This window comes from Acidisphaera sp. L21, assembly GCF_009765685.1.
In the GTDB taxonomy this organism is placed as follows: domain Bacteria; phylum Pseudomonadota; class Alphaproteobacteria; order Acetobacterales; family Acetobacteraceae; genus LMUY01.
Window position 1 is genome coordinate 1 of the sequence record NZ_LMUY01000014.1, and the last position, 7,221, is coordinate 7,221.

General features: G+C 58.8%; 9 protein-coding genes. 3 read left to right on the forward strand and 6 right to left on the reverse strand.

The genetic code is table 11. The annotated features are described in order from the left end of the window. The coding region (locus GSQ76_RS03050) for an MFS transporter (protein ID WP_174247280.1) at positions 1 to 683 on the forward strand (683 nt) is incomplete at its 5' end. 346 nt (positions 684 to 1,029) lie between these two features. Here the strand turns inward: GSQ76_RS03050 and GSQ76_RS03055 are convergent. From GSQ76_RS03055 to GSQ76_RS03080, 6 genes are all read right to left on the reverse strand, one after another. After that, a complete protein-coding gene (locus tag GSQ76_RS03055; protein WP_158742445.1) occupies positions 1,030 to 1,440 on the reverse strand; it encodes a DUF3597 family protein in 411 nt (136 codons plus the stop codon). 319 nt (positions 1,441 to 1,759) lie between these two features. Beyond that, positions 1,760 to 2,221, reverse strand: coding sequence for a VOC family protein (locus tag GSQ76_RS03060; RefSeq protein ID WP_216850866.1), 462 nt, complete (start codon positions 2,219 to 2,221; stop codon positions 1,760 to 1,762). After that, on the reverse strand, positions 2,181 to 3,314 hold the full coding sequence (locus tag GSQ76_RS03065) for a DUF2252 family protein (RefSeq protein ID WP_254070216.1): 1,134 nt from the start codon (positions 3,312 to 3,314) through the stop codon (positions 2,181 to 2,183). The genes GSQ76_RS03060 and GSQ76_RS03065 overlap by 41 nt, the downstream gene beginning before the upstream one ends. 71 nt (positions 3,315 to 3,385) lie before the next feature. Further along, the gene (locus GSQ76_RS03070) at positions 3,386 to 4,390 is read right to left on the reverse strand and encodes a patatin-like phospholipase family protein (protein WP_256366958.1); all 1,005 of its coding nucleotides are present in this window, start codon (positions 4,388 to 4,390) and stop codon (positions 3,386 to 3,388) included. A gap of 2 nt (positions 4,391 to 4,392) precedes the next feature. Beyond that, positions 4,393 to 4,953 carry an SDR family NAD(P)-dependent oxidoreductase gene (locus GSQ76_RS03075; protein WP_216850867.1) on the reverse strand — a complete coding sequence of 187 codons (561 nt, stop codon included), beginning with the start codon at positions 4,951 to 4,953 and terminating at the stop codon, positions 4,393 to 4,395. A gap of 187 nt (positions 4,954 to 5,140) precedes the next feature. After that, positions 5,141 to 6,055 carry a manganese catalase family protein gene (locus GSQ76_RS03080; RefSeq protein WP_158742448.1) on the reverse strand — a complete coding sequence of 305 codons (915 nt, stop codon included), beginning with the start codon at positions 6,053 to 6,055 and terminating at the stop codon, positions 5,141 to 5,143. A 59-nt stretch (positions 6,056 to 6,114) separates the two neighbouring features. Here GSQ76_RS03080 and GSQ76_RS03085 point away from each other — a divergent pair, with 59 nt between their 5' ends. After that, positions 6,115 to 6,423, forward strand: a complete 309-nt coding sequence (locus GSQ76_RS03085; protein ID WP_158742449.1) for a metal-sensitive transcriptional regulator — start codon at positions 6,115 to 6,117, stop codon at positions 6,421 to 6,423. A gap of 140 nt (positions 6,424 to 6,563) precedes the next feature. Continuing rightward, on the forward strand, positions 6,564 to 7,100 hold the full coding sequence (locus GSQ76_RS03090) for a ferritin-like domain-containing protein (RefSeq protein ID WP_158742450.1): 537 nt from the start codon (positions 6,564 to 6,566) through the stop codon (positions 7,098 to 7,100). Positions 7,101 to 7,221: the final 121 nt, after the last annotated feature.

Sequence of the window (7,221 nt, forward strand, 5' to 3'; positions counted from 1 at the left end):
ATGGTGGACTACTCGCGCTGGCGGCGTCCGTAGCGTGGCTGTTGCCAAATCGGGTCGCTGGGCCGGACTCCAACCAAACCGCTGGTGACCAGCAATCAGCTTGGTCACTCGCGCGCAACCCGGCCTTTGCCCAGTTGATGGGCATCGCGGCCCTGGTTGGTGGAAGCCATGCTCTCCACGACGGCTTTGAAGTGATACGCTGGCGGGCTGCCGGGATGTCGGCAGTAGAAGTCAGCATCCTATGGTCTCTATCCGTAGCAGCGGAAGTGGCAGTGTTTGCGGGTTTTGGATCTCGCTTGTTAGAAAAGCTTGGCCCAAGGCGAGCGATGGTTTTGGCCGCTTCCGCCGGGATCATCCGCTGGGGCACAGCGGCTCGAACAGCGTGGTTTCCGGCCATGGCTCTCGTTGAGCCGTTACATGGACTAACATTTGCCATGCTGCACCTTGCCTGCATGGACATGATTGGGCGTGTTGTACCTGCCACCCTCGCTGCTACGGCGCAGGCATTCTACGCGACTGTGGCAATGGGAGCCACGGCCGCACTGGTGACTGTGGCGTCTGGCCCGCTCTACGCCACGTTTGGACCGTCAGCGTTTTGGGGGATGGCAATCATGTGCGCAGTCGCGCTCCCATTGACATGGATGATCCAGTCACCTTCCCGTCCAAGAGCTTCAACAGCTTAGGTAGGAGAAGAGACCGTAGCCGAGACAAGGCCTTAGCGAGTCGATTGATCTAGAGAATATCGGCCCACGTGGATCGGTATTGTTAAACAGCTCCGCTTCGGCGTTTAAGTCGCCAGAACGGTGAATAAGTCGCCTTTTGCAAAGACGTCACCGTTAACAGGGCTTGCCGGATTGGCATACTTGAATCGATAGGTTCCAGCTTACAGCTTGGATTGATCCTCACGCAATTGGGTTGGAGAGCAGTCATTTAAAGAAGCATGCCGTCGAAGGATCCCACGTTGCGGAATTCTCGATTGTCACTCGTTCACCAGCCATACGGTCCTCCATAGCATCACGCCAGGTCCAGCTAGCCTCTCATGCTTTCTGGCACCTTGCCGCCATTGTTTGTCAGCTTTCTCATGACTGCTTTATGGAGCGCGACGTTTTCGTCAGCCGATCCATCGGATCCAGCATGAATATCCAGCTCAGTCGTAAGTTCCGTCCGGGCCTGTAGACTTGAATCGAGGTCAAGTAGCTTGAGCAAATCCACAATGGATGTCTGGTAATTTCGGCCGCCGTCTTTTCGCGCGGTCATCTCGCCCAAGACTACCTCCACGTCTACGGGCTGGCTCGAAGATGATGACGTAGTAGGCGAGGCCGCTTCAGCCTGAGGCACGGTCTCCGGTGCGGTCTGCGCGATGGATTGCATTATAGTGGTTTGAGTTTCAACCGGTCCGCCTTGAAAGATTTTGTTCGTGATCGCGCCAAAGATGCTCATTGACGTTCCTAACATTTATCCTGACCCACCGATTGGGATCGTGCTCATTTGGTCACCATGCGGTGACACAGGCGACATGCTCCTATCTTGCTCTCTCGTTAGCCGGCTGGTTTTGGTTACCGCTGACCACTGTCTGCTCCTTGCTGACATTTTCAGGCTTTGCGGGCCCAGACTTGTCCGGATTACCGGGTTTCGTTGGGCGTGTACCACCAGGATCCACTCCCTCGAGCGGATCGTTGCCTGTCGTATGCGTAGACTTATCTGTCATCGTCTTACCTCTTGAATGAGATGCCTTGAGAATTTACGGGCCTTGATCGTTTTACCACAGTCCCGGCGTGCCTACCTTCAGAGAATGACCATCGGGATCGCGAAAGTATAAGCTTGATCCGCCTTTCGACCAATCAAGACGGCTTTCAATGGCAATGCCGCAAGAGGCCAGATGGCTAGCCCGGCGCTCCAGCTCTGCATGGGTTATGGAGAAGCACAGGTGCTGCTGTCCAGAGGCATTGTGCGGCGGAATCATTCCAAATGGTGTCGCGCTTGGCTTGATCGAACCATCGTGGACGAACAGCAGCAAGACCTGGCGTCCTGGAACAGCGAGGGCAATCATGCGCTCATCCTGCAGCATGATCTCGAACCCGAAAACTCGTTCGTAGAACGCCAAAGCGCGGCTGAGATCTGCGACATAAAGCGATGTCTCAAGAATACGGCTAACGACCGGACGTGTGTCCCCCATGTTGCTACGGATCCAGCGCAAGGACGTGTCGGCGGCAATGATCAAGATACGCCGCCTCGTGGGCGGCTACCAAGTCAACGGTCCCCGACCATAGCCAGGACGGAGCATCCAACGTCTTCGAGCGGTTCCGCCGGAGCTCGGCAGACCAAGCTTGACGATCGGCCTGCGACATCTGCCGCCCGTGGGCTCGACCGACCACTGCTGCAAGATACTCGGCGACCTGCATGGCCTCGTCTTTACTCAGCACTTCAATCTCGAGCTTCAGGTCCTGCGGCAACAGCTCTCTCATAAACAGCGCCTTGCTCATAAGTCGGATGGGCAGCAAACGCTCGCCGAGATCGGGCGACAGTTGCCTGGCACCCTGTGCAACACGTTCACCGTTGTCCTGCGGCATTTCGTTGCCGTCACTGCTTGGGACATCTGCCGCCACCGCTTCTTTAAAATCCATAAGGCAATGCCGCAGGGCCTTACCCTTGCCGACGGCGACCAAAGCGGCAAAGCGCAGGCGCCCAAGCGAGCTGCATCCCTTTCGCCAATATGCTGCATCCACGAGACGAACAGGCGCGTCGTTATCCCTCGAGCGCAGAGACGTAATCAGACGGCGGACGTCCTCGCGGCCAAAAGCCTGTCCCAAAGCCTCCTTTTCACCCGGCGCAAGCGGCCAGAATCGACTTCCAAGGGGGATTACGGGATCGATGCCTTGGATCCGCTCGTCGGCTAAATGCTTCCACGAACGGCCGGCGGCTCGACGCATGGCAAGTTTGACGGTTTCCGGATAGCCTGCCTCCACCTCCTGCTCCGAATTCTCCAGAGCGGCGCCATAACCTTCGATCAGGCGCTCGAGCATGTGAACGGTCGTGACGCCGGGCAGATCGGATCCACGTGCCGCCATCGCCAATGACAGGCTCAGCCGCATCAGATCGTGCGCCGGGTTGCCGATCACCGTCTGATCCAAGTCCCGGATGGCGATGTCCAGTGACCCGTCTTTAGCGGCAATCGGACCTAGATTCCCCACGTGGCAGTCGCCGCAAATCCACACAGGAGGGCCGTCGGGTATTGCCGCCCGGGGCGTCTGCTCGAGCCACTCGTAGAACCGGACCGTGCTGCCACGAACGTACGCATGCGCGGATTCTGCCATCTTGGCATTCCGAAGTGCTGTCAGATGAACTTGGCGATCTTCCGGCATCACGCCAGGCGTCGGCTTCCTGCTCACGTGTTGGTTCCAGGGGGGTGCGCATGGATGGTGAGCCCCTCCACTGCCGCTGCATTTGCCCGGAATATCTCTAGCTGGCGCTCCATGTCCTGCTGACCGTCGGCAATGCGCCGCGCAATGCTACCGCTCCCGAAATCGAACCCCTTCAACGCCGTCTCCTGCTCGTTCGCCTCATAGGCGATGTGGAAGATGGTCCCGCCGGGTCGATGTCCTGCCCAGCGCCGCTGCAGCTGAAGGAGGGCCCGTACTGTCTGGCTGGCGAAAATCAAATCGCTTTGGCGCTGCGCCGCCTTCAGAAGGCCGCGTGGTAACGGCGCGGCTGAGGGGAACAGGTCGACTGCGAAGCACGTCAGGGGGGCGCTACCCTCTGCGGCGAGATCATCAAATATGACGTGCACGGGCAGGTTTGACGACAGCCCACCGTCAACGTAGTGGCAACCGTTGATCTCCACGGGTGGAAAGTCGGGGATAAGGGCCGCGCTGGCCATGACATGGTTCAACTGCAACGGGGCCTCAGCTGTGTCGAAGGTGACCTCACCCCCTGTTGCGAGATTAAGTGCGACTACAGTGACGCGGATGTCGCCGCTATTCACCCGCTCGAAGTCCACCAACTCGGCGACGAGCCGCCGCATCGGCGTGGCATCGAATAAGCCTGGTGTGTCATTCCTTCCGGTCAGGTCGGGCACCCGCATGGTAAAGAGAGGCGCCCGGCCGAACATGCGGCTGACCAGCGCCTGACCATACTGCACCGGCGCGCGCAGGGATGCTGGCAGTATGGATGCCCCGCCGTCGGAGACCGAAGCACGCCGCCAAAACTCCTCCAGTGCAGCGACCCGGTTTCCCGGTGCGTTGCCGGCGATGATGACCGCCATAAGCGCGCCGATCGATGTTCCCACGATCCAACCCGGCTCTACACCGGCACCGTCCAACGCCTTCCAGGCACCCACGTGATACGCTCCAAGAGCGTTACCGCCGCTCAGGACTAGAGCTGGGCGTTGCATGGTCAATGCCTCCGCCGTGCCGCGCGGAGCAATCCAATTGCGAGGAGCCCCAAACCGATCCTTACAGGAGCCGGGCTCTTGCTCAGCCACCACTGGGCACTGGTTTTCAAGGACTCGCCGTCGAACGGCCCGTGGGTTCCCGAAGGCTTGGTAGATGGCGTAAACGTATTTGGATCACGACGGTCTGCGACGTCCTGCCGCGCCGTTTGCTGGACGCGGATTCCGGCAAAGCCGGAGGCGACGTCGAGCAGACCGGGAACGACCTTGTTCGCGATGCTGAACGCAACCGTCTCGCCCGTAACGCGCCATTCCCGGCGCTTCATCGTTCCAGCGAGATAGATCGCTTCGCCCAAGATCTCCGGCTGGTAGACGGGCGGTGGCGGACGGGGCGACTTGTCGCCCATGACCGAGCCGGCGTGGCTGTAAAACGGGGTGTTCACGGACGGCGGGTGCACCATCGTCACATGGACGTGGGATCGTTCGTTGATCAGTTCAGCCCGAACCGCCTCGGTGAAACCGCGTAGTCCATATTTAGTGGTCGAGTAGGCGGACTGGAGAGGCATCCCCCGGTAAGCCATCCTCTGCTTGCATAGTGCAGCGCGGCTGCCAATCCGATCCCGGACCCAGCGCCGGTGATCGCCACGACCTTGCTCTTCGGCTCTTGTTCCACAGGCACATCCACTTCTTGGTCAGTAGGCGACATGCCTGGTAGAAAGGCCGGGGGCATACCAGCCCCCGGCCAACGCTCTTTTAGCGAGACTTCTTGTAGAGCTTGCTGGCAATGTCGAACATTTCTTCCGGTGCGTAGTTCGGAGCAAACGCACCGTAGTTGCCGAGTAGTTCCGGGATCTTGCCGCCCTCGGGATGTCCGTCGACGACCTCCAACTCGCCCGGCGGATCGCCCGGCAGCGCCATCTCACCATTGCCCCAGATGCCTGATGCCTCACCGTAGTCGCCTGGGCTGAAGGTATACAGGCGACGATGGCTGCCTTCAGCCAGGTACTTCTGGCACTCGGGGATGCGATCTAGGTTGATATTCGGCGTGGGCAGCATCTTCTCGATCTCGACACCTGTCAGCTTCTTCAGCGCCAGCGCGTATGCGTGAGCGTGAATAGAGCCGCGGACCAGCAGGTAGCCGCAGACTTCACGGCCGGTCGGCTCTTTCATCGTCTCGTAGACGCGCAGCTTGTGGATGCGTGCGCCGCATTCGAGATGGAAGTTGTGCAGCAGGTCGATGATCACGTTGCCGGTCGTGGTCACCATGTCGGTGTTCCAAGACAGGCCATTGCTGTTAACCGGCGTTGCACCACCGCCATTGGACAGGAAGGCACCCGGCAGCACAGTGTCTTGCATGGCGTTGAACGGCGCCTTGGAGACATCCACGTCCGGAGTTGGATCGCCAGGCCCATTGTTCAGCATGGCAATGCCTGTGCTGACGAGTTCCACGTGGCCAAGTTCTTCAGCAAAAATCGCCGAGACGAGACTGTAAAATGGACGAAGCTTGGTCTTGTTACGGAAGTTGAAGCTCTGGAACATGTAGTTGCCCAGGGTCGACATCTCGCCGTATTTGCCGCCTAGCAATTCCTGGAGCGCAGTCGCGGCGTTGGGGTCGGGTTTCTTGGGCTCTGGTAGTGCAGCCTGCAGCTGGTCAATTCTCATAAACATGTCAGCAACTCCCTAGGGGTGACAGCGCTCTAGATACTGTCGGGGAGTACTACGGGGTCATGGACTACGAGTTTCGCGAGGGGAAGCTGTTTGTGTCACGTTCTCCGGAGGAACGTGATCCTTTGCTCAAGCGCCTCCGCCGGATCGAGGGCCAGGTGCGTGGCCTTATACAAATGTTAGAGGCGGATCGGTATTGTCTTGACGAAATTCAACAAGCAAATGCTGTGACCGCCGCAATGCGGGAAGTTGCTTTGTTGATTCTGACCAGCCACCTGGATGCCGGCGTCGATTTCGCCGTGAAGTCCGGAAAGACAGAGGATGTCATAAAAGAGGTGACGACGGTTCTGAGAGCAGCGCTCAAACTATAGCATCATAAGATAGTCGCCGTGCGCTACACCGACCGAACTGGACCCCGCGGAAATTTGAGGTCCAGCGTCAAAGGCTGAGAGCCTTCACTGTCGTTGTGTGGCCATAGCCATCATCTCGATGGTCACTCTGGAGAAAAGCAATGACCGAGAAGACCCTACAAGACGCCTTCTACGAAACGCTGAAGGACGTCTATTACGCCGAGAAGCAGTCGGTGAAGGCGCTCAAGAAGTCGGCCAAGGCCGCCAAAGCCCCCGGTTTGAAAAACGCTTTCACGAAGCACGCTGAGGAGAGCGCCTATCAGGTTGAGCGACTAACCCAGGTGTTCGAGATCATCAACAAGCCGGCTCGCGCGAAGACGTGCGAAGCCATGCAGGGCCTGACATCCGAAATGGAGGAAGACCTTGGGGACTTTGGTGATACCGAGGCCGCCGATGACGTGCTGATCGGCTGCGCGCAGGCAATCGAGCACTATGAGATTTCCCGCTATGGCCTTCTGAAGACATGGGCTAAGAAGCTCGGCTACAGCGAGGCCGAAGCTCTGCTTGGCGAAACTCTCGAGGAGGAGAAGCGCACTGATGCTCTTCTCACCGAGCTTGCTGACGGCACTTCCGAAAAGCCCCAGCCCAAGGCAACGCCAGACAAGGCAACGCCAGCCAAGGCAAAAGAGGCAGCCTAAGTTACACGGGCCCTCGCGTCATCGAGGGCCCGGCTCCGCTCCACAAATGATATAAAGGGACGTTCATGAAAGCACTAACCTGGCAGGGTAAGGGGAAAATCACCTGCGAGAGCGTCCCCGA

Coding starts and splice junctions, on each gene's coding strand:
- GSQ76_RS03085 (WP_158742449.1), top strand. CDS start 6,115: ATGGACTACGAGTTTCGCGAGGGGAAGCTGTTTGTGTCACGTTCTCCG.
- GSQ76_RS03080 (WP_158742448.1), bottom strand. CDS start 6,055: ATGTTTATGAGAATTGACCAGCTGCAGGCTGCACTACCAGAGCCCAAG.
- GSQ76_RS03070 (WP_256366958.1), bottom strand. CDS start 4,390: ATGCAACGCCCAGCTCTAGTCCTGAGCGGCGGTAACGCTCTTGGAGCG.
- GSQ76_RS03055 (WP_158742445.1), bottom strand. CDS start 1,440: ATGAGCATCTTTGGCGCGATCACGAACAAAATCTTTCAAGGCGGACCG.
- GSQ76_RS03065 (WP_254070216.1), bottom strand. CDS start 3,314: ATGGCAGAATCCGCGCATGCGTACGTTCGTGGCAGCACGGTCCGGTTC.
- GSQ76_RS03090 (WP_158742450.1), top strand. CDS start 6,564: ATGACCGAGAAGACCCTACAAGACGCCTTCTACGAAACGCTGAAGGAC.
- GSQ76_RS03075 (WP_216850867.1), bottom strand. CDS start 4,953: ATGCCTCTCCAGTCCGCCTACTCGACCACTAAATATGGACTACGCGGT.